Here is a 17,309-nt window from a genome sequence, read left to right on the forward strand (position 1 = left end):
TAGGCGTCAATATTTAGTGATTGCAGCCAATTAAATTAAGTTAAAAGTCATTCGGATCAGCCGCCGCAGGCTCGTAGTCGTCCATCTGTGTATCGCGGTAGTCCCACCACTCATTCTCGTAGCCGAAGAAGCCGGCTTCCTGCATGGCGCGGTCTAGAATTTGGTAGTGCTTCTCCTGAGTCGCAGTCCGGGGATGGTCCCGGTGGGCGGCCACGGTGAAGTCGTCGAATGGCGTCTGCATTTCCAATTCATTGCCGTCAAGGTCACAGAGTGTCAGGTCAAAGGTCACGCCCTTTTGGTGAGAGAAATTGGGATTGGGTTTGGCTACGAACGAGGGGTCCGGGTAAACGTCGTATAATTTTTCTTGAGCCGGGATAGGCCGGTAAGCGTCCCAAACCTTTAATCGGTAGCCCTGTTCGCGCAACAAAGCACTAGCCTTGGCGAGCTTCTTCGCCGTACCGGTCCGCGCAATGGCGGTCGTGAAATCATAAATCACGTGATGAGTAAAATTGTCAGGGGTGGCATAGCGCAGGTCGACCAGAATGCTGGGGTCCAGCGCTTGAACGTTGGTAAAGCCAGTTTCGAGTTGTGTCATGGTGCACCTCCAAGTGAATTTATGCTGAGTGTCGGTTTTTGTCAGCGCCTTACCGGCCGGAGAAAATAGACCGGAACGCTGAGGAAGGACGTCCGAAGCCAAAGAGCGGTCTTCGGACTCGCTTTGAACCTCTGGAAAACGCCTTTCAAAGTCGCCATTTTTTAAGAAAATAACTCAAAAAATCTCTCGGCTGAGTCTATTTTCACCGGTCTCACGGCTTACACTGGCGTAACCAGCACCGCTGTCAGCATAGCTGTTGTGACCAGTATACCGGGTTTCAGAGGGGAAAGCTTGTGAAGTGGCTTGAGAAAACCTGGTTAGGAATTTAACGAGGACTATCGTCCAAATCCCACTAACAATAGTAGTTGAACGATTGAACGACTAGTGGCGTCGGCCATTTTCTTTAACGCCAACCAGGGGAACCGGAGGCAGTCAGGTGCGAAACCCTGTGTCGGTGGTGTTGGCCGGGTGATTTTCCCGGCCTTACAGCACGGGCCGTCGCCAAGACTTGCGGGCTAGGCAAGGCTTGGTGGCGAGGCTGGAGACCGCTCCTCAGGCTCCGGCCGTGCCCCCACAGGGTGGAAGTACCTGACTGCCGCAGGTGGACCGGTCAATTGTGCGCAAAAGAAAAAACGGCCGACTCCCTTAGGAGGTCAACCGTTAGTCGGGAAACACGAAAGTCACTCAGCTCTCGCATATCCCATTTTACGCGTTTTACGATATTTTCTAAGCAATATTTCTCGGTTGGTTAACTCACTAGCCAATCACCGGGCGTGTTCCAAATGATCCTGGGCGTAGATGCCAATGTCGGCCACGTGAATCGTGCCAGCATGCTGCTTGCCAATCGTGGTCAATAGGCCAATCTTGTTGTAGGCCATGGTGGTCGTACTGTCGGCCACGACCGCAACGCCCATGACGTCGCCGGTGTCGGCGTTGATGCCCGAAGGCACGTCGATGGCCACGGTCTTGGCGTCGGCCGCGTTAATCGCGTTGATGGCATCCGCAAATTTACCAGTGACCTCACGTGACAGGCCCACGCCGAAGATGGCGTCGACGATGACGGTGGCGTTGACCACGTGGTTCAGGTCGTTGGTCACCGGAATGCTGTAGTAGTTCGCAATCTTTAATTGCTGGCTGGTCTGCGGCGTCGCCTTGTCGGGGTTGCCCAGCAGGTAGATTTCCACGTCAATGCCGCGAATCTTGAGTAGGCGGGCGACCGCGATACCGTCGCCGCCATTGTTGCCGGTAGCGGCCACGACCACGACGCGGCTCAGGTCGAAGTCGTCATTTAAAATGTTGTTGAAAGTTGCCAAGGCGGCTCGTTCCATCAGGACTAGCGCGGGGATGCCGATCACGTTGATGGTGTGGGCGTCGTAGCGCTGGGCCTCGGCAATGGTAATGGCTTTACTCATAAAAATCCCTCCTTAGTAGGGAAAGGCGTGGCTAGTGGGATTCGGACTGCTGGTCACGGAGAACACGTGATGAAAGTAGTTGGAGCTGGGTGGTGATGTTGGCGTAGTCAAAGTCGCTGTCTGGCGGCGTGGCTTCCTGCCACCAGTCGTGAAGCACGGCAATGGCCTGTTTGACCAATTCCTGGCCGTCGGCGGTGAGCTTGAGACGCCGGTTGCGGCGGTCATCGGGATCGGTTTCTTTTTGTAGTAAGGACAGGCTGACGAGGTGCTGGACCATGCGGGCCATTAAGCCCTCGTCGACCGCCATCGTCCACGCGGCGCGCCGTTGATTGAGCTGGCTGGTTTCGGAGACCAGCACTAACAAATAAAATTCGGTGATGTTGACCGGCATCTTGTCGGCCTCCAGAATCTGGTTCATTGCCCGCTGAAACTGCCGGTGGAGGATGGCCAGGTTCGTGGTAAAGTCTAATATCGAGTCTTCCATGAGTCGCCCCACCTCCTAGGTTACTAATTAGTCATGTCCGGTACGTGGTGCGCTGACGGGGCCTCCGGGCTGGTGAAAATGAGACCGGTTCGCGGTGGGCGCCCGTCCGGAGCCAAAGAGCGGTCTCCGGACTTACTTTGTGCCTCTGAGAAGCGAGTCACAAAGATAGCAATTCCCTAACCGGCGTTGCCGCTAAGGGAATTCCCACGGCTGAGCTCATTTTCACCAGCCCTGCGGCGAACGTTGACGTAGCCCCAACCGTCCAAACTGAATGAGAGACTTAAATCTAGACGGTTGCCGGTACCAAAACATAGTCGTTCATATACCCTTAGTTTACACCAGATTGCGGAGAAGGATAACGCTTTGACTCTATTCTTTGCCGGAACGTGCTAGAATAGCAATAAAACTAATTATAGGAGGCAACAAATATGATTATCCAAGTACCAACCGATATGGATGAGGTTCAGATGCGCCAGCTTCAGCTGAAACAGCAGGGGGAGGACGTGAGTGAAGACGTCATCATCCGGCAGGCCGTCCTGGATATTTTTCAAAATGTGCTCGACCAGATTGAAGACGGGCACTACGATACAGCGGATTGGGCCGGGGAAACCATGACCGTTACCGACATTAATGGTGATCAGACCGCTGTGGTCAAGCCCCAGGGCGACTCGTTTGTGGCCGATTTCCGCGAAAATTCAGATGCCGCAGAAGACTATTTAGAACAACAAGCCATCAAAGCATCTGGCGCCCGATAAAAATATTTGGTCATTGGACTAATTTAGGACTAAAATAAAGGCGTAGCGCGCCCTTAGTGTAATGGATAGCACATGAGATTTCGGTCCTCATGATCCGAGTTCGACTCTCGGGGGGCGCATCGCGTATTTAGGTTAATTAGTCGTCTAAGACAACGAGTCTTTACTTAATATCTCTAACAACGGAAAGTTTGGTTGAGATATTGGTTGAGACTCGTTGCCTTTTTTTCGCTTGGAATGAAAAACAGGTCAACCGCATGATTGCGATTGACCCGTTAGTAAAGCAATTTAAAATTTCCGCGTCTGACCCTCAACGGTAATCCGGTCGCGGCCGCCTTCTTTGGATAGGTACAGGTAGTGGTCGACCCGTTTGAACCAGCTGTCAAAGTCCAGGTCCGCCGGCTGGAGCGCGGAAATGCCGACCGAGACCGTCACACTTAATTTCTGTCCGTTGACATGGACCGGATGTTCTTCCAGCGTATTGCGGATGGCCGTGACCACACTTTGAGCGGTACTAGGGGATTCGTCCTCAAAGATAATGACGAATTCCTCGCCCCCGTATCGGAACAACTCGCCGGTATTGGTCTGCCGGGCGAGTTCTTGGTTGAAGTGCTGCGCGACGTGTTTGAGGACGGCATCCCCAGTGAGATGGCCGTAGTCGTCGTTGAAGTGTTTAAAATGGTCAATGTCAAACATCGCCATGGTAATCGGCTTCGCGGGGTGCTGCTGGTAAACGCCGAAGACGCCGACCGTGGTCGTGTCAAAGTTGGCGCGGTTACGGACACCGGTCAGCTCATCGTAGTTGGCCGCCTGACTGAGCCGCGCAAAGTGGGCAATCATCAGGTTGACCCGGGTCACGAAGACGCGAATGATCCACATGTAGAGAATGAAAATCACGAGCACGTTGATTGCGTAAAACCAGTGATACGGTAGGACTGACCAGATGATCACACACCAAGCCAGGCCATATAGGAACTGTAATAAGAGATAACGCCATTCGGATTCCAGTGCCAGGGCCTGGTGTCGACTGATATAGCCAACCACGCCGCCTAGCAGGAGGAGCATTAAGGTGAAGAGCCACCATAGCCGGGGGCTGGCGCCGAGGTAGAGGGACTGGCCATAAAAGACTAATGGCATCAGGAGATTGACCACGGTCACCGCCAGCGTTTGCATGGCGTAGAGACTGAACAACAGAATGATCAGCTGGGCAATCACGTAGCCCCAGTCGGCCACACTCCCGCCATTTAGGGCCCAGAAGGTTTGACGCAATAGGACGACCCCGCCGATAACGATGGCGGCTTCAATCAGATGGACGCCCACGGTATAAGCCCGTGACCGCCGAATGGTGCGCTGAGAAACCAGGTAAGTCATGACCAGCATAATGGCAATCAACCCGATGGTAATCAGGGCCATAATGACCGATTTTATATTAAAAAGATCCTGAAAAAAGTTTTCGAGAATTGACATCAATTCACCTGCTCAAAGAACTGTTCTAAGTACAGCCTTAAGCATACCATAAATGGGGAGAACGGTTTCGCTGATTAATAAATATTTCGTCAAAATAGTGGCCATGTTGGGGAGAGTGAGGGAAATATGCGCGGGCAAACCCAAAAAGCCGCTAGCTGTAGGACTAGCGGCTTGGAAAAGTACACGGGAGCGCAAAAGAATACCATGGTTATGTAAGCGGTTACGTTTATGTGAATGCCAATATCATGTAGAAGTGAAAAGACCCCCCAAAGGTTAAAAATGAACGTCTGTGTAAGTGACCAGAGGCGGGCCAAAGTGGCCAGCTGTGTCGGTGGTCTTAACTGAGTGAATTTCTCAGTTTAGAGCACGGGACGACCTTTGAGACCGAGCTTTGGCTCAAAGGCGAGGCCCCAGACCGCTTCCCAGGCTGGAGCCGTTCCCCATAGCAGGCCACTTTGAGCCCGCCGCCGGGAACGTAAAACAAGGACCGCTAGTCATTTTTAACCGGACCCAGATTGAAGGGGACGTTGTTCATATGCAGCTCCTGCAACCGCTGTTCGCCCCAGTCATACATGCTATCGATGATGGGCAGGAGCGACTCACCCAGTGGTGTCAGGGAATAGGCCATTTTAATGCGGGGCCCATCCTCTTCCTCCCGGCTGATCAAACCGTCTGCGACCAACTCCTTGAGTTTCTTAGCGAGTTCCTTGTGCGACGCGTTAGGAAGCAGCGTTTGTAATTGATAAAAATAATAAGTCCCTTCGTGGCCCAAATGGTAGATGATGTTCACCTTCCATTTGCCACTAAACATGGCTAGGGTGAATTCCTTGCGACAAGTGTAATCGCCGTTCTTCAGCCTTTGCCGAACGAGTTTACGAACTGTATCAGTCACGTGAAGACCTCCTTTGACGGACCGGTAACTAAAAAGTGCGTTATTGTGGGACAGCAGATTAGGGCTTAAGCTAAGTGTATCAAAGTTTAGGAGGAAAAAATCATGACAAAAGTATATTTAACTGCCCAATTCCCTGAAGTTGCCCTGAAACAGCTGCGTGACAATCATTTAGACGTTGAGAGTTATACCGGCGATGGTCTGATTTCACACGAAGAGTTACTGGCCAAGGCCGCCACTGCTGATTTTCTGATCACCACGTTATCCACGTTCGTTGACCAAGAAATTATCGATGCGGCACCGAAACTTAAGTTGATTGCGAACTTTGGCGCTGGCTTCAACAATATTGATAGCGCTTACGCCAAGGAAAAAGGCGTTCTCGTCACGAACACACCCAAGGTTTCGACGAACTCGGTAGCTGAATTGACGCTTAGTCTGATTTTAGCCCTGAGTCACCGGATGGTCGAGGGTGACCAGCAGATGCGCACCGTGGGCTTTCCTGGCTGGGCACCGCTCTACTTCCTGGGTCATGAAATTACCGGCAAGACGCTGGGCATCTTTGGCTTAGGCAGTATCGGGAGCGAAGTGGCACGCAAGGCCGGTAGTCTGGGGATGAAGGTCAGCTACTTCTCCCCACATCGTTTGGCTAGTGCGGATGAAGAGGCCCTCAACGTGACCTACCAATCGGTTGACGACCTGGTTAAGAACAGTGATTTCATCAGTATCAACGCACCGCTCACGCCAGAAACGAAGCATCAATTTAATGCGGAAACGTTTAAGCAGATGAAATCAACGGCCGCTATTATTAATGTGGGTCGGGGACCAATCCTGGATGAAGCCGCGCTGTTACAGGCCTTACAAGCAAAGGAAATTGGTGGCGCCGCACTGGACGTTTACGAAAACGAACCGCAATTCGATGCTGGGTTCACCACGCTGAAGAACGTCATTTTGACGCCTCACATTGGTAACGCAACGGTGGAAGCCCGGAACGCTATGGCCGACATCGTTGCCGGTAACGTGGTGTTGATGGCTAAGGGCCAAGATCCGAAGTATGTCGTTAATAAATAAGCGCTAAACAAGTTATGAGACCCGTCAACTTTCCTAGTGGAAGGCTGGCGGGTCTTTTTGTCGTGGTCTGGTTTTAATTTACTTTCACTGCCGTTATTCGACAAATTCTGTCGGAACGGGTTGCTAAACTGAAGGCATCAAGTGGAGTTAACCCAGCAATAGAGAGGAGTCTTGTGCAATGAAACCCACCTATGTTCCACTCACTGACCGCGAGAAAATGGTGATTGGCTTGTTAACCGTCAGCCAACGATTGTCCGGCACCTTGCCCACGCCGGCCGAGTTTGATGCCAGCCTCCAAGCGTTGGGGGTGGCGCGCACGGAAGCGTTCATGGCGACCGTTGCCCGTTTATTCCCGGCGATGGGGTTGCGGTGGTAACGACGATTCACCCGCCTATCGTGACTAGGTCGGCCGTATTTTTAACAAATTTTTCAGGACGACATATGGTGTCGTGGGTGGTCGGTATACTGAAAAGTGACAAATCAATCTGAGGAGGATGCGCGATGACAATACCCAAAATTCAAGGCGATGTGAACAAATTCATCCGGCATCACGATCTTTACCTAAACTTCGTGACCCAACAAACGAGTCAAGGCGAATCAATCGAGGCAGATGGGAAAGGCACGCTACTGACGCGGGGGATTCGGCGATTCGATCAGGCCCATAATCGGTTTCAGCTGTACAACGAGAACGGTGAGGTATACGTGGGTCCCTATCTCACGTCGCAGGATCTACAGCGCACCCTGGCGCGGTTCATGGCAAGCGGCGTGGACAAACCGGCCTCGCGGTGGGACGCCGAGTTGGGAGTCCTGGTCTTTCTGATCCACGAGTTGAACCAGCAGGGGTTCGTGGTCACCGGGGGCGTGCAAGAAACCCAACATATCTGGCAATCCACCAACGATCGCTGGGTGGCGCACGAAGTCCTGGAGGCTAACGGTGAAGATTGGCTGGCAAAGATGCCGGATCAGACGGACTTCTTACGGCCAAGCGACCTCCCCAAAGTCCTGTTGACCACCACGGGCGACTACTACGCCGTGCGTGATCAACACGGCAGCGTGGTGATTGACAACGTGCCGTTGGAAAAGTTGGTTAGTGTCTTATTGGGGCTCCGGCTCGGCATTCCCGCCTGGGCATTGACCTCCTTATTGTTAGCGCCACGGGTTTCCACGGAGTCGTTTGCCGATGCGCAGCTGGTGATCACCCGCAATGATTGTTCGGCTGCCCATGAAATTCGGACGCTGGCGGACTTTGATGCTGTTGCGGCATTACCGATCTTACACGATCACCAGCATCAGACGTACCAGTACCAATTTGATACGCCGCACGAGCAGTTGGGTGACCCGATGACGGCGTCTGTTTTTTGTGGGATGACGTCGTTTATTTATCACGGCATGCCTCTGCGCGATTTGACCGCCGATGAGAATTTGACCGCTTGGCTGGCCAACTTGGCGTTTAGCGCGGGCATGCGAATTTCCCTGCGCCAGCAACGGCAAGTGCACCAGGCAAGCGTGGAAGCGCTGATTGTGACGGACGGGATAATCAACAAGCTACAGTTAAAGGAAAATGATGAGCAGCGGGGTGAAATCGAGACGGTCTACGACGTTTACGCCGGGGATGCGGACGACCCGATCATGTACGACTTAGCATTTGATGAACTGGTGACGGCCTTATTGGTGGTTGGCCAGATGCAAGGGATTTTGAAATTTCCAAACTAATTAGGAGGCGGCATTTATGAAGGGACGCGAACGCGCGGTTGACGTGCTGGTAAAGTTATTAGCGGGTGGAAAGATTACGACGGATACGAATGGTAAGGAAACTTATCAGGTCTCTGAACGAAGCCTGGAACGGGATACAAAACTCATTCGCGAAACGTTGGCGGACAACGACTCGGCCTACCAGCTGCAGCAAAAAGGCAAGACGTACTGGTTAGAAAAGGACGGGGCACTGTCGGCCGAAGAGATTCTCGCGTTGATAAAAATTGTGATTGGGACCCGGTCACTGACGCGAGAGGAATTGTTGCGGGTCAAGGACAGTTTGCTCGACCTGGTCGCGGATAATAAACGTGGGCCGATTCAGAAATTGATCAGTAACTCACTGGTCCACTACACGCCGTTATTTTCCAATGGCGATAAGGAAATCTTGCCATTGTTGAAGGATTTCGCCAACTGGGTCAGCCACAAGACACCGATTAAGTTTCATTACCGCAGTAGTGTGCCCGATGCGCAGGGCCGGGCGCTCAGTAAGCCCGGTTCCGGCGTGCCGTTGAGCATTTACTTCGCCGATTTCTACTTTTACGTGGTGATGTACATTCCGGAAATCAATAAGAGCCTGGTGTACCGATTGGACCGTTTCCAAGATGCTCGTACCACCCGTGCCGTGGTGAAGGTGCCTGGCGATAAGAAAATTGATGAAGGCGCTTTGCGAAATAAAACTTACCTCTTGAGCGGTGGGACGGATATTCCGTACGAGTTCCGCTACTGGGGCTACCCACAAACGGCGCTGGACAAGCTACCCAACTCTCGAATCACCGAGTGGAATCGGGAGGATGGCAGTGTCACCATCAAGGGGGACCACTTGGCGTCACAAGGGGCACTGCTGTGGGTGCTGAGCCAGGGCGCCCAGATTCAGGTGGTGGCGCCACAGTCGCTGGTAGATTCCGTCAAGCGCGAGCTCACGAAAACCATGAGTTACTACGACTAAACGGTGCTTGGATTCGCCTACAGGGCGGCGCCAACCTACTGGAACGGCTGTGGGCGGACGTCTGGAGCCAAAGGGCGGTCTCCAGGCTTGCTTTGAACCTCAAAGGTCGAGTTTCAAAGACACCAATTCTCTAAGCGGTAAAAATCACCACTAAGAGAATTCCCACGGCTTAGCAAGTTGGCGCCGCTCTGTAGGCTGATACTGGTTTAGGTCGTCGCTGGTGATTTTCCTGAACGGTTTCCTCTCAAATGTGATTTACCGTATCAATTTGTGGCAATAAAACCGTTATGCGGGGTGATTCAGTACCCTACATAACGGTTTTGTCTTGGTGTTAAGTGCACAAAAACTGGCCCAGGGATTTTGTCCCGAGCCAGTTTTTATTATTCAATTTATTTTGTGATTTCGACCAACTTATTGTGGACGTCTTCTGCGTTCCAGTGGCCGTTGGCGCCTGAGTAATGCTGGATTTGCGCGACCGGGCGCTTGGCGAACTTGGTCAGCGGTGCGGCGGTCTTGCCGCCCATGGCAATCAAGGTGGCGTCACTTGGCACGCCGAGCTCGTCGAGATGGTTTTCCAGATTGTTCACGTCGGCGGCGGTGATTTGGACCTTGGTGCTATCGCTTTCGACCGTGCCTGACAGGTCGGTCATGAAGGCGCCCCAGGCTGGCGTGTCATAAGCAGCGGCGGCCAAGCGGTAGTCGAGGCTCTTCTTTTGACCATGGAAATTTAAAAAGTCGACATCGGCTGGATGATCAATAGCGGCGTTGCCAGGGTTCATGCCTACGAGCACAAATTTGCTGGCTTGGAGGGCGGCGCCTAAATCGCTAGGTAATTCAGCCGCTGGGAACGTTTCGGATTGGTAAGCGGCGCCAAAGGCTTGTTCGCGTTCTTTAGCAGTTTTGCCGGCTAAGGATTCAGTGGGAACGGACCAGATGGCCCAGCTATCAACGTTTGAAAATGCTAAGTTTGTCATAGATATCGACCTTTCTTTTGTCAGAGACGAACACTTAATTTTGTCACGTAAGTAGGACAGATAGGACTGTCGGGGCGAGTTCACGGAGGTCGTGTTTGCTTTTAGTGGACTAAACGATTGGTCGTTTTCCTTCACAACCCCTCATTTGTGAGTCGCAACCTTGCCTATCTGATGGTTCTAGCATAGCATTCGGGGGTGTCACATAATGTCGTTTGGCTGAGATGGGGAGGAGTTATTGGGGAAATTTGTAAAAGTTGTGTAACGGGCTGAGAAATCAGCCGGTGATCGCGAATTTTAGCGCCGGGACCGGTATACTTAGGGTATACATCAGCGTTTTCGAGGAGGATACGGGCAAATGGATTACCAGCAATTGAAATTGGGCAAGCATGGGCTACCGACGTGGGATGCCCTGGCACCAATCGTTTTGAAATTAGCGGAACAACAGACCGAATGGCATGGTCGTGCGTTAAATGCGGCAGTCGCCGACGACCTGAATTTACCAGCGATATTGCGGCAATTAACCTATCCCAATCAACAAAATATCATTGAAGATCGAGCGGGGTGGGCAGTTAGTGAGTTGACCACCGCCGGACTTTTGCGGCGCACCCGGCGTGGATTTTATGGGGCGACTGATTTAGGCCGTCAAGTGTTGCACGGCCTAAATCAGCTGGTAGACCGGAATGTCATCCATCAACAGCCTAAATATAGTCAACATCAACAGGATTTACAGGAACGACAAACCCGTAACCAAATTAGTCCGGCGCCGGAATTAGAAGTGGATGAAACAGAAAACACGATATCCCTAGATCAGCTGACCCAACAGGTGAAAGGCTACAACGCGGAGGTGGCCACGGACCTCCTCCAACGAATTCGGGAGTCGGCGCCGGAGTTTTTTGAAAACTTAGTGGTCGACCTGCTTTCAGCGATGGGGTATAAGGGCCCGAACGGTTCGGCCTGGGTGACACAACTGAGCAACGACGGTGGTATCGACGGCGTGATTAATCAAGACGCGCTGGGAACCAGCACGGTCTATGTGCAGGCTAAACGTTACGAAGCGGAAAATACTGTTCAGCGGCCGGCTATCGATTCATTTTACGGGGCACTGTCGCGAAACCACGCGGACCGGGGTGTTTTCATCACAACGTCGAGTTTTTCTAAAAAAGCAGTTGAAACGGCCAAGGGCTTCTCAATTGTTCTGGTTGACGGTATTCAGCTGACAGAATTGATGCTCCAGTATCACGTTGGGGTTCAGGTGAAACGCCAGTTTGAAGTGTTTGAGATTGATCAGGATTTCTTTGAAGACTGAACACAAAAAATCCGTACCGGCCCAAGTAGGCTAGTACGGATTTTCAGTTATTTCGGCACCGACAATTGCCGAATAAAGTTGACGATGGCCGCTGGCTTGACCTTTTGGGCGTCGTGACCCCAGAGACTGACCAGTGTGCCATTGGTTTTAATGCCAGGAACGTAGGTGCGGTCCTGGTTGAGGCCGGTCGCGCTGATTTCGTTGAACAGGTTGGGCCGGTAAGAATCGCGCAGATAACTGATGAAGTATTGGTCGTGCGCGGCGTTGCCAATGTACTGGAACTGATAGTAGGTCGCGTAGCTATTGGCGTTAACGATGCCGCGCTTGGCCTTAACGAGGTCGTTGACGGACACACGCTGGGTGCGGCGGGTCGTTAACTCCTTCGTAGTCGCCCGGTTGCCGGACTGGGACCAGTAATTTACGGTGATGTTTTTGTTGAGCTTACTCAGCTGACTCTTCAGGAGGGAGTCGTTCCAAACCACCGTGGTAAAGCCGCGCTTGTTTTGGGCCTTATTCACCTGATTGATATAGGTGATCAGGGACTTGTACATCTTGTTCGTGCCGGGAACTTCGTCGGCCCCCAGTAGAAAATCACGTTTGGGTTGTTTCTTAAAGCTAGCAGTCAATTCGCCGTACAACTTATTGGTCAGCGTCACGGACTGCTTCTTGGTGTAATCCAGGGTGTGACTGTCTAGTTTGACCTGACGATAAAGTTTGGGATGCGACTTCTTGAGTTGGCGTAAAATCGCGCCGCTATGCGAAGGCATGTCCACGGCCGGGACCAGTTGGACGTTCTTACTGCGAGCATAACTGACCAGTTGCTTCAAGGTTTTCGGTGAGTGGACGGTCTTGGTGGCCTTGTTTTTCAGGTATTTAGATTGAAAACTCAGATGTTCGTTGTCGCTCAGGTAGAGCACCACATAGGTGAATTTACGGTCGGCCGCGGCCTTGATCATCTGCTTGATGGCACTGGCCGTCATGGGCTTGCGCCCCAAATCAAGGAGTAGGCCCTGCTGTGTGGGCAGCGTCGATGCTTTGACGGCTGCCTGAGCGGGTGCCGGACGGTTAAAAAATAGGACTAAACTTAATGTTGCCAACAGGATGGTTAACCACCATCGATTCTTTTTGAACATCGCGCGCCTCCTAGCGTAAACGGTTTTTAGTGTTCCTTTTAGCATAGTGGTTCGAGTGAACTACCGTCAACGAGTTAGCTCGGTGGTCGTCATTTTTCGATGGTTGGGCTTCGAGATTTGATTTGGCAGTGAATTTTTGAGGGATTTAAAAACAGCTAAGCCGGCTTGGGAGCTGGCTTAGCTGTTAGGCGAACGCTTGGGTCAATCGTATCAATTAGATTTTGTATCAACTTCAATTGGAATTAGGCGTTGTTGGGAATCAGGTGTGAGGTCTTGAAAGCTTGAGGGTTGTGGCAGCTTGATGCCCAAACTTTCAGCTGTCAGTAAGTAACCCACTAGTGCGTCGGCCGCCATGCGCTGGGCATCGGGTAGATTATTGCCGAAAGTAGCCACGTGTGGCGCCAAATCGGGAAATGTGACTTCAATGCGTCCTTGATTATTGGTGGTGAACAGAGCGTAGTATGAATATTTCATTGTAAAATCTCCTCGGCTAACGTCAGCAGTATAGCACGAATCGAGCTGTGATTCAGAAAATGCCACTCAATCCAGCTAATCTCATTTAATTTTAATTTACCCATTGATTTTTAATGATCATCAAGCTATAATACACAACAATACTTATAAAACGTTGAAGAAAGTAGTAGCGAACCCGTTGGTGCCTAGGGAGTCACGTGAAGTGCAAAGTGACCACCACCTGTTCGTGAAGGTTAATTCTGAGTTCGGTAGTTGAGAAGGCTGCCGTGGTTGCCACCATTACTTGGCTAGCGGATGTCAGTCCGTGATGAGTGTGATGGCCGCGGTCGTCACAAAAAGGTGGTACCGTTCTACTTGTAGAGCCCTTTTCCCATAGTGGGAGAAGGGCTCTTTTGACGTTTACGGGTAAAAATTAAGAGTTGGAGGAATTGATGATGGAAAAGACAAATGCAACACCAAAACAAAGTTGGGGTCAATTATTGGTCGTCAGTTCCTTAATTTTTGGCATGTTCTTTGGCTCCGGCAACCTAATTTTTCCCGTTCATTTAGGACAGATGGCCGGATCGAACTGGTTCATGGCCGCCTTGGGATTCGCCATTTCTGGGTCGCTATTCCCGTTGCTGGCCATCATGGCCGTGGTCGTTACCAAGAGTGACGGCCTGTTGGATTTGGCCCGCCCCGTGGGCAAGCATTACGCAGCCATTTTCTTAATTTTAGTCCACCTGACGATTGGACCGTTCTTCGCCACGCCCCGGACGGCCGCCACGGCTTACGAAATGGCTGCGGAACCCTTTATTCCCAAGGATTTTTCGACTATTGGCATGTGGCTCTTCACGGGGGTGTTCTTTGCCCTGACTTACGTCGCCGCCATGCACCAGGGCGCATTACTGAAAATCGTGGGTAAATACCTCAACGCCGGGTTCCTGGCGCTGTTGGCCATCGTCTTCCTGGTGGCCTTTCTCAAACCCATGGGTGGCTTGACCCAGGTCCCAACTGCGACCTATCAAGCTAACGCCACAATTGGCGGGCTACTCGAGGGCTACAATACCCTGGATGCCGTGGCATTGTTGGCATTGAGCGTCACCCTGATCCACGCGATTCGGGGTCTTGGGTACCACGGCCGGGAGCTGACCAAATTAACGGCGAAGGCCGGCCTCATCAGTATTTCACTCGAAGTCTTGATTTACTTTGGCCTGGTCCTCTTGGGCGCCCTAAGCATGAGTCAGTTAAAATTGTCGGCTAATGGCGGGGTGGCGTTGTCGCAAATCGTTGGCCATTACTTCAGCAGCGTGGGCACGTTGTTACTGGGCGCCTTAGTCACGCTGGGGGTGTTGACCACGGCGATTGGACTGGTGTCCTCGTTTGCCCAGGACTTCCACAAGCTATTTCCTAAGGTCAGCTACCGGGCCTGGTTGCGGGTCACGACGATCCTATCCTTCCTGGTGGCTAACGCTGGTTTAGATACGATTATCAGCTGGTCGTTGCCGGTTTTGATGCTGATGTATCCGTTGGCCTTGGCGTTGATTCTGCTCTCACTGACGGTGTCCAAGCGGCCGTACGCGGGCGTGGTCTACAAGGTGACGATTGCTTTCACAGTGTTGCCAGCCGTGCTGGACATGCTAAATAGTGCACCGGCCATGATCACCAGTTTGGCACCGATTCAAGCGGCGCTCGGCCTGTACCACCAGTTCATCCCGTTTGCCAGCATGGGCTTGGGTTGGTTGGTTCCGACGCTGATTGGCTTTGGCTTGAGTCTGATTTGGGGCCATTTACGCTTTGCTGGTCAACGGGGGACGTTGCCGGAGCGGGAACGGTTTTAGGTGAAGAGATACTGTATCCCAGCTGGAAATCAGTTGGGATTTTTTATTGGCATGACGCCATTAAGCGCAGAAATTAGCGGACGGCAAGATCACCGAAATGGTATAATTTGACCAACTAAAGGGAACGAGGGGGATTGGCGCATGGCTGATTTAGACTACACACAGGTGATTCAGGAACTTCGGGATTTTCGGGATGCGCGGGGCTGGCGAAAGTATCATACGTTGCCGGCGTTGGCCCGGGCCTTGTCAGTGGAGGCCGCGGAAATCAATGAAATTTTTCTGTGGCAGGATGGCCAAACGACATTCTCTGATAAGCAAACCGCCGATTTGAAATTAGAAATGGCTGACGCCCTGACCTACCTGTATTACATGTGTGATCAGTTGGGGGTTCAGCCCAACGAGTTGGTCCAACAGAAGCACGAAATCAATGTGCAGCGGCATTGGAAATTCGACCAAAAGTAAGGAGGGACGCGGATGGCAGACACAACTAAATCGGAGGCGGCAGGCCTACCTCAGCCAGTGGTTGAGGAGGTCGCGTTTAGTCGGCAAGGGCTGACGGATATTCAAAAGAAAGTGGCCGGCAATCGGGTGGAATTACTCCTGGAATACCCGACCGTCTACATCGTTTATGACAAAGAAAAGCCGCACGCTTATCAGGTATATGTCGGTGAGACCAATAATATTGAGCAGCGGACGCGACAACACCTGGAGGATGATCCGTTACGACGTGAGGATTGGCGGTATCTGGCAGAAAGCTCCGCGTCACAATTACTGGTGATTGGGCATCCCCATTTCAACAAATCATTAACGCTAGACATCGAAAACAACATGATGCTCTACATGTCCGGCGTCGAAAGTGTTAAGAAACTCAATAACCGCCGGGAAAATCAGCAGAACAAGTACTACACCTTCAAGGAAAAAGATAAAATTTTTTCAGCCATTTGGCGGAAACTACATAACTTTGATCCGGAACTCTTTCCGATTGAAGAGGTCGTACGTGACTCAGCGTTGTTTAAAGCGTCGCCGTTTCACACACTGACCAAGGAACAGGACCATGCCCGAGAACTGATCTTGCGGCGAATTCAAGCTGCCCTGCATGTGCCTCAGGGGCATCAACTGATTTTAGTTGAAGGAGAAGCGGGCTCCGGAAAAACAGTTCTGCTCAGTTCGCTGTTCTACCAGCTCTGGCAATTGGGTGAGGATAAGAACTATTCCGAATTTAATACGGCGAATAGCTACCTGCTGGTCAACCACAACGAGCAGGTCAAGGTCTACGAAAATATCGCCGCGAAGTTAGGCATGAACACGGCCAATGTCAGCAAGCCAACGGCGTTTATCAATAATGAGCAGACTGCGGCGGGCGTGGATGTCGTGCTGGTCGACGAAGCCCATTTACTCTGGACGCAGGGGAAACAGTCCTATAGGGGCGAAAATCAGCTGGATGATATTTTGGCCCGGGCCAAGGTGGTGGTCGCCGTCTTTGATAAGAAGCAAATTCTCAGTCGGGAAGGCTATTTGACGACCAATGAGATTCACAAGCTTGAACACCACGCGAAGCAGCAGGGCAACTGGATTCAGTTTAAGCAGCAGCTGCGAATGAATGCGAGCGAGGCCACCCAGACGTGGTTGACCAGCCTTATCGAACGACACGTGGTGGATCCCATTCCAGCGGATTCGAGCTACGATTTAAAAATTTTTGATGACCCGGTCGCCTTGTACCAGGCCATTCAAGCCAAGGCCCAGTCCAAGGAACACGGGTTGTCACGGATGTTAGCCACCTTCGACTGGCCGTATAAAAATAAGCCACCCAAGGATGGTCAACTCTACCGGGTCACGGTCGGCAAGTTATCGCTGCCGTGGAACCTCCAATTGAAGCCGGCCAAGCAACAACGCGGTCGGATGAAACGGCTCGCTTGGGCGGAACAGGACCAAACGATTGGCGAAGTGGGGTCGACCTTTACGATTCAGGGATTCGACCTGAACTATAGTGGCGTCATCATTGGCCCATCGGTCAAGTACCGCGATGGGCACGTGGTGTTCGATCCAAAGGCCAGTCAAAACCAAAAGGCCACGACCAGACGGACGTTAGCTAATGGTGAAAAGGTCTACGTGGATAAAGAGTTATTGCCCAACGAGCTCAATGTCTTATTAACGCGGGGCGTCAACGGTCTCTATATTTATGCAGTGGACGATGCCCTGCGTGCCGCGCTGTTGGCCGCGCAATCATAGGTTTTAAT

At 51.9% G+C, this 17,309-nt stretch carries 17 protein-coding genes and 1 tRNA gene; 10 read left to right on the top strand and 8 right to left on the bottom strand.

Annotated elements, in window-relative coordinates; all coding sequences use genetic code 11:
- Positions 1 to 40: 40 nt before the first annotated feature.
- From JUF22_RS04620 to JUF22_RS04630, 3 genes are all read right to left on the bottom strand, one after another.
- Positions 41 to 595 carry a M15 family metallopeptidase gene (locus JUF22_RS04620; RefSeq protein WP_203643925.1) on the bottom strand — a complete coding sequence of 185 codons (555 nt, stop codon included), beginning with the start codon at positions 593 to 595 and terminating at the stop codon, positions 41 to 43.
- A 764-nt stretch (positions 596 to 1,359) separates the two neighbouring features.
- On the bottom strand, positions 1,360 to 2,007 hold the full coding sequence (locus JUF22_RS04625) for an NAD(P)H-hydrate epimerase (protein ID WP_125765202.1): 648 nt from the start codon (positions 2,005 to 2,007) through the stop codon (positions 1,360 to 1,362).
- A gap of 31 nt (positions 2,008 to 2,038) precedes the next feature.
- Positions 2,039 to 2,491 (bottom strand): MarR family winged helix-turn-helix transcriptional regulator, encoded by a 453-nt coding sequence (locus tag JUF22_RS04630; RefSeq protein WP_203643927.1) that lies wholly within the window; start codon positions 2,489 to 2,491, stop codon positions 2,039 to 2,041.
- Between the two features lie 428 nt (positions 2,492 to 2,919).
- Here JUF22_RS04630 and JUF22_RS04635 point away from each other — a divergent pair, with 428 nt between their 5' ends.
- Both JUF22_RS04635 and JUF22_RS04640 read left to right on the top strand, forming a co-directional pair.
- Positions 2,920 to 3,246: a hypothetical protein gene (locus JUF22_RS04635; protein ID WP_203643929.1), complete on the top strand. Its 327-nt coding sequence runs from the start codon at positions 2,920 to 2,922 to the stop codon at positions 3,244 to 3,246.
- 47 nt (positions 3,247 to 3,293) lie between these two features.
- Positions 3,294 to 3,365 (top strand) — tRNA-Arg (locus tag JUF22_RS04640).
- Positions 3,366 to 3,531: 166 nt separating this feature from the next.
- Here the strand turns inward: JUF22_RS04640 and JUF22_RS04645 are convergent.
- Both JUF22_RS04645 and JUF22_RS04650 read right to left on the bottom strand, forming a co-directional pair.
- Positions 3,532 to 4,656: a GGDEF domain-containing protein gene (locus JUF22_RS04645; protein ID WP_236000718.1), complete on the bottom strand. Its 1,125-nt coding sequence runs from the start codon at positions 4,654 to 4,656 to the stop codon at positions 3,532 to 3,534.
- Positions 4,657 to 5,200: 544 nt separating this feature from the next.
- Positions 5,201 to 5,602 (bottom strand): winged helix-turn-helix transcriptional regulator, encoded by a 402-nt coding sequence (locus JUF22_RS04650; RefSeq protein ID WP_203643934.1) that lies wholly within the window; start codon positions 5,600 to 5,602, stop codon positions 5,201 to 5,203.
- A 102-nt stretch (positions 5,603 to 5,704) separates the two neighbouring features.
- Between JUF22_RS04650 and JUF22_RS04655 the strand changes: the two genes are divergently transcribed.
- The 4 genes from JUF22_RS04655 to JUF22_RS04670 all read left to right on the top strand — a co-directional run bounded on the left by JUF22_RS04655 (position 5,705) and on the right by JUF22_RS04670 (position 9,365).
- On the top strand, positions 5,705 to 6,667 hold the full coding sequence (locus JUF22_RS04655) for a 2-hydroxyacid dehydrogenase family protein (protein ID WP_203643936.1): 963 nt from the start codon (positions 5,705 to 5,707) through the stop codon (positions 6,665 to 6,667).
- Positions 6,668 to 6,845: 178 nt separating this feature from the next.
- Positions 6,846 to 7,043, top strand: a complete 198-nt coding sequence (locus tag JUF22_RS04660; RefSeq protein WP_203643938.1) for a hypothetical protein — start codon at positions 6,846 to 6,848, stop codon at positions 7,041 to 7,043.
- Between the two features lie 125 nt (positions 7,044 to 7,168).
- Positions 7,169 to 8,380, top strand: coding sequence for a hypothetical protein (locus JUF22_RS04665; RefSeq protein ID WP_203643940.1), 1,212 nt, complete (start codon positions 7,169 to 7,171; stop codon positions 8,378 to 8,380).
- A 16-nt stretch (positions 8,381 to 8,396) separates the two neighbouring features.
- Entirely contained in the window at positions 8,397 to 9,365 is a 969-nt protein-coding gene (locus JUF22_RS04670) for a helix-turn-helix transcriptional regulator (protein WP_203643942.1), read from the top strand.
- Positions 9,366 to 9,754: 389 nt separating this feature from the next.
- Here JUF22_RS04670 and JUF22_RS04675 read toward each other — a convergent pair whose 3' ends face one another.
- Complete coding sequence (locus tag JUF22_RS04675; protein ID WP_203643944.1) at positions 9,755 to 10,339, bottom strand: hypothetical protein; 585 nt, start codon at positions 10,337 to 10,339, stop codon at positions 9,755 to 9,757.
- Positions 10,340 to 10,694: 355 nt separating this feature from the next.
- Between JUF22_RS04675 and JUF22_RS04680 the strand changes: the two genes are divergently transcribed.
- Positions 10,695 to 11,645, top strand: coding sequence for a restriction endonuclease (locus JUF22_RS04680; RefSeq protein WP_203643946.1), 951 nt, complete (start codon positions 10,695 to 10,697; stop codon positions 11,643 to 11,645).
- 47 nt (positions 11,646 to 11,692) lie between these two features.
- Here JUF22_RS04680 and JUF22_RS04685 read toward each other — a convergent pair whose 3' ends face one another.
- Both JUF22_RS04685 and JUF22_RS04690 read right to left on the bottom strand, forming a co-directional pair.
- Positions 11,693 to 12,778, bottom strand: coding sequence for a family 20 glycosylhydrolase (locus JUF22_RS04685; protein ID WP_203643948.1), 1,086 nt, complete (start codon positions 12,776 to 12,778; stop codon positions 11,693 to 11,695).
- A gap of 210 nt (positions 12,779 to 12,988) precedes the next feature.
- Positions 12,989 to 13,252, bottom strand: a complete 264-nt coding sequence (locus JUF22_RS04690) for a type II toxin-antitoxin system HicB family antitoxin (protein WP_203643950.1) — start codon at positions 13,250 to 13,252, stop codon at positions 12,989 to 12,991.
- 434 nt (positions 13,253 to 13,686) lie between these two features.
- Here JUF22_RS04690 and brnQ point away from each other — a divergent pair, with 434 nt between their 5' ends.
- The 3 genes from brnQ to JUF22_RS04705 all read left to right on the top strand — a co-directional run bounded on the left by brnQ (position 13,687) and on the right by JUF22_RS04705 (position 17,301).
- Positions 13,687 to 15,072, top strand: coding sequence for a branched-chain amino acid transport system II carrier protein (brnQ, locus tag JUF22_RS04695; RefSeq protein ID WP_203643952.1), 1,386 nt, complete (start codon positions 13,687 to 13,689; stop codon positions 15,070 to 15,072).
- Between the two features lie 141 nt (positions 15,073 to 15,213).
- Positions 15,214 to 15,534 carry a nucleotide pyrophosphohydrolase gene (locus tag JUF22_RS04700; protein ID WP_203643954.1) on the top strand — a complete coding sequence of 107 codons (321 nt, stop codon included), beginning with the start codon at positions 15,214 to 15,216 and terminating at the stop codon, positions 15,532 to 15,534.
- Positions 15,535 to 15,546: 12 nt separating this feature from the next.
- The gene (locus tag JUF22_RS04705; RefSeq protein ID WP_203643956.1) at positions 15,547 to 17,301 is read left to right on the top strand and encodes a DUF2075 domain-containing protein; all 1,755 of its coding nucleotides are present in this window, start codon (positions 15,547 to 15,549) and stop codon (positions 17,299 to 17,301) included.
- Positions 17,302 to 17,309: the final 8 nt, after the last annotated feature.

Origin of the sequence: Levilactobacillus lanxiensis (assembly GCF_016861655.1) — a bacterium.
Classification (GTDB): Bacteria; Bacillota; Bacilli; order Lactobacillales; family Lactobacillaceae; genus Levilactobacillus; species Levilactobacillus lanxiensis.

Coding starts and splice junctions, on each gene's coding strand:
- brnQ (WP_203643952.1), top strand. CDS start 13,687: ATGGAAAAGACAAATGCAACACCAAAACAAAGTTGGGGTCAATTATTG.
- JUF22_RS04670 (WP_203643942.1), top strand. CDS start 8,397: ATGAAGGGACGCGAACGCGCGGTTGACGTGCTGGTAAAGTTATTAGCG.
- JUF22_RS04685 (WP_203643948.1), bottom strand. CDS start 12,778: ATGTTCAAAAAGAATCGATGGTGGTTAACCATCCTGTTGGCAACATTA.
- JUF22_RS04620 (WP_203643925.1), bottom strand. CDS start 595: ATGACACAACTCGAAACTGGCTTTACCAACGTTCAAGCGCTGGACCCC.
- JUF22_RS04705 (WP_203643956.1), top strand. CDS start 15,547: ATGGCAGACACAACTAAATCGGAGGCGGCAGGCCTACCTCAGCCAGTG.
- JUF22_RS04655 (WP_203643936.1), top strand. CDS start 5,705: ATGACAAAAGTATATTTAACTGCCCAATTCCCTGAAGTTGCCCTGAAA.
- JUF22_RS04625 (WP_125765202.1), bottom strand. CDS start 2,007: ATGAGTAAAGCCATTACCATTGCCGAGGCCCAGCGCTACGACGCCCAC.
- JUF22_RS04660 (WP_203643938.1), top strand. CDS start 6,846: ATGAAACCCACCTATGTTCCACTCACTGACCGCGAGAAAATGGTGATT.
- JUF22_RS04635 (WP_203643929.1), top strand. CDS start 2,920: ATGATTATCCAAGTACCAACCGATATGGATGAGGTTCAGATGCGCCAG.
- JUF22_RS04700 (WP_203643954.1), top strand. CDS start 15,214: ATGGCTGATTTAGACTACACACAGGTGATTCAGGAACTTCGGGATTTT.
- JUF22_RS04630 (WP_203643927.1), bottom strand. CDS start 2,491: ATGGAAGACTCGATATTAGACTTTACCACGAACCTGGCCATCCTCCAC.
- JUF22_RS04665 (WP_203643940.1), top strand. CDS start 7,169: ATGACAATACCCAAAATTCAAGGCGATGTGAACAAATTCATCCGGCAT.
- JUF22_RS04680 (WP_203643946.1), top strand. CDS start 10,695: ATGGATTACCAGCAATTGAAATTGGGCAAGCATGGGCTACCGACGTGG.
- JUF22_RS04675 (WP_203643944.1), bottom strand. CDS start 10,339: ATGACAAACTTAGCATTTTCAAACGTTGATAGCTGGGCCATCTGGTCC.
- JUF22_RS04645 (WP_236000718.1), bottom strand. CDS start 4,656: ATGGCCCTGATTACCATCGGGTTGATTGCCATTATGCTGGTCATGACT.
- JUF22_RS04690 (WP_203643950.1), bottom strand. CDS start 13,252: ATGAAATATTCATACTACGCTCTGTTCACCACCAATAATCAAGGACGC.